This window comes from Clostridium sp., assembly GCF_016650095.1.
Classification (GTDB): Bacteria; Bacillota; Clostridia; order Clostridiales; family Clostridiaceae; genus Clostridium_AD.
In genome coordinates, this window is the sequence record NZ_JAENWL010000418.1 from 1 (window position 1) to 2,761 (window position 2,761).

General features: G+C 27.2%; 4 protein-coding genes. All 4 read right to left on the minus strand.

Annotated elements, in window-relative coordinates; translation table 11 throughout:
* Positions 1-312: 312 nt before the first annotated feature.
* Positions 313-525 carry a DUF3006 domain-containing protein gene (locus tag JJE11_RS17305; RefSeq protein WP_291637875.1) on the minus strand — a complete coding sequence of 71 codons (213 nt, stop codon included), beginning with the start codon at positions 523-525 and terminating at the stop codon, positions 313-315.
* A gap of 30 nt (positions 526-555) precedes the next feature.
* Complete coding sequence (locus JJE11_RS17310) at positions 556-1,518, minus strand: HD domain-containing protein (RefSeq protein WP_291637877.1); 963 nt, start codon at positions 1,516-1,518, stop codon at positions 556-558.
* 187 nt (positions 1,519-1,705) lie between these two features.
* Positions 1,706-2,377, minus strand: coding sequence for a phosphatase PAP2 family protein (locus JJE11_RS17315; RefSeq protein ID WP_291637879.1), 672 nt, complete (start codon positions 2,375-2,377; stop codon positions 1,706-1,708).
* A gap of 243 nt (positions 2,378-2,620) precedes the next feature.
* Positions 2,621-2,752 (minus strand): fumarate hydratase C-terminal domain-containing protein, encoded by a 132-nt coding sequence (locus tag JJE11_RS17320; RefSeq protein WP_291637881.1) that lies wholly within the window; start codon positions 2,750-2,752, stop codon positions 2,621-2,623.
* Between the last annotated feature and the right edge of the window lie 9 nt (positions 2,753-2,761).

Sequence of the window (2,761 nt, forward strand, 5' to 3'; positions counted from 1 at the left end):
GATAACAATTATTAATTGTTATCTACCTTATATTATTCTGTAGGAAATAAATATTATCAATGGTTGCAATACTACTTAATAATATCAGAGCAATATAAACCAGTCAATATAAAATGCGAATATTATTAATTTTTTTTTAATAATAGTTCGTATATTTTCATTCTACAAATTTAATCATCGCCTTATATACCGAAATGTCATTAAAATTTAAAATACACTTACTCACATTGACTGAATAAGTGTATTTCACGGACAAATTTTATACCTTCTCAATTTTCGCTTCACAATTATAGAAATAATAATGAAGCAATTTTACTCATCCCATAAATCCTTTGTCAATTTTTCTATTTCTTCTTTTCTTTTATTAGTTTCCTCTATGTTAATAGTTATACTTTCTGCTATATGTATGACCATCCCTTCTTCTATTCCTATTGGTAATTTTATCTTATCTATATTAATTATCTTTCCATCTTCCAGCTCGATGACTGCATACTTTCCTTCTAATCTATCTATTATCCCCTTCATTTCCATCACCTTCATTTAAATATTTCTTATCTATTTTTTAACAAATCTCTTATAAACACTTATATTATCTAGGGACCTTATTCTTTCTGAAAATTTACCTTCCACTGTATCCCTTAAGGCCTTATTCATATCATACATTCTTGCATCCATTATGTCCAAATGATGTAACATTTCTGCTTCTGGTATCATAGGCTTTTTAGGACTTCCATATTCAGCTTCATAATGATGAGCCAGCACCATATGCTGTAATAACATAGATACCTCTTTGCCTGCTTTTACCTCAATACTTGCTGTTTCTATCATTTTAATACCTTGAACTATATGCCCTAGAAGTTGTCCTTCTACTGTATACTCACTTACAATTCCAAGATCACTAGCATCCATTTCATATATTTTACCAATATCATGAAGTATTATACCTGCATATAGTAAATCTGTATTTAGAAAGGTATAAATTTCGCTTAATTTTTCTCCAGCCCTTAGCATGGTGGTTGTATGGTATAAAAGCCCTGCTCGTACAGCATGATGGTTAGATTTAGCTGCAGGATAATGCATTAACTTTTCCTCATTATTGCTTAAAATATTGGTAACTATATTTTGAATATCTATATCTTCAATCTTGGATAAGTAATTTAAAATATCATCATACATTTTTTCTGGTGAATACGGAGCCACTGCAACATAATCACAGATATTAACTTCATCTCTTTCCTCCGTTAGCCTTATCTTCTCAATTTTTAATTGAAGCTTCCCTCTCCATTCATTTACAGTACCTTTAATTTTCACTAAAGCACTTTGTTTAAATGTATTTTCTAATTCTTCATTGCATTCCCAAAGCTTTGCGTTTATATCTCCTGTGGCGTCACCTAAATTAAAATCTAAATATTTATTTGAATTGCTATTATTGCTAACCTTGCTATCTACTGTTTTTATCACATAAAATCCTTCAACCCTGTCACCCTTTTTTATTTCACTTATCATCTTCATTTCCATATTTATCTCCTTATACTGTGTTAATCATCACATTCGGTAATGAAATGTCGCTAAACTTATTATATATTTAATAGGTTATGCTGATACAAGTGCTTAATATTTCTATATTTATTAAAAAAATCACATAACTTTAATATATAGTTCAATTATACATCATTATTGTTTATACAACTAAAAAATCCTTCACTTAAGAAAGATTTTTTAATTTACTTTTTATAATCCAAATTGAAGCTATTTTACCCTTCATTGCGGTAATACTTTCTTTTTTAGCATTATTTACAAACCTAAATATTATTTCACTCAATAGCATAGCAAATATCAAGTCTAATATCACGTGCTGCTTAACAAATTGAGTAGATATAATTATAAGTATTCCTATTATATTAAAGAGAAAACTTGTAATTATACTGTTTTGAGTATCGTTAATACCTTTCATTATAATATAAGTTGTTGTAACATGCATACTTGGAAAGCAATTAAAGGGATTATCATTCATATATATCATATTAACCAATTTAGATAATATATCTGAGTTAGTTAATATTGGTCTAGTTACTGTAGTTTGAAAAATAGCATATGTAATGTAGCAAGCAACGATTCCTATATTTAAACTAATAAGAGAAGTATAATACGTTTTACGGTTTTTCATACATAAATATATTAAACCTATAAAAATATATCCGTACCACATTATATATGGCAGTATGAATATTTTAAGAAATGGTATTGTCTTATCTATATTTGTAACTAAACTATTTATATTTCCATCTCCATTATTTAAGAATTTATAAAAAACAATTAAAACCATAATAGATAACATAAAGCTTAATGGAATTAAGTCTTTCTTTAACTTTTTCATAAAATATCCTCCCTAAATTAGCAATAATATAAATACTATTTTTAATTTCCAAACTCGTTATTAAAAATAATAATAAAACTTTAATGTATATACATTTTCTGCAGTATAAGGATTAATATACATGTTTCTTAAATCTTTTATAAAAATGTCAAAAAAAATAAACCAAGTCTCTAAAAAAATTCTTACAGACTTGGTTTTTTATTTTAGATTTGGAGCTGAAAAAGGGAATTGAACCCACTTCATTTATCTTTTCTTGTATTTCTCAATTTCTCTATCCTGAAAAATATTACCTTTTGTATCAATGCCCACAATTACTCTCAAATCTTCGACAAAGAGTTTCTTGATTGATTCCGTTCCCAAGTCGTCATATGCAATTACTTCACA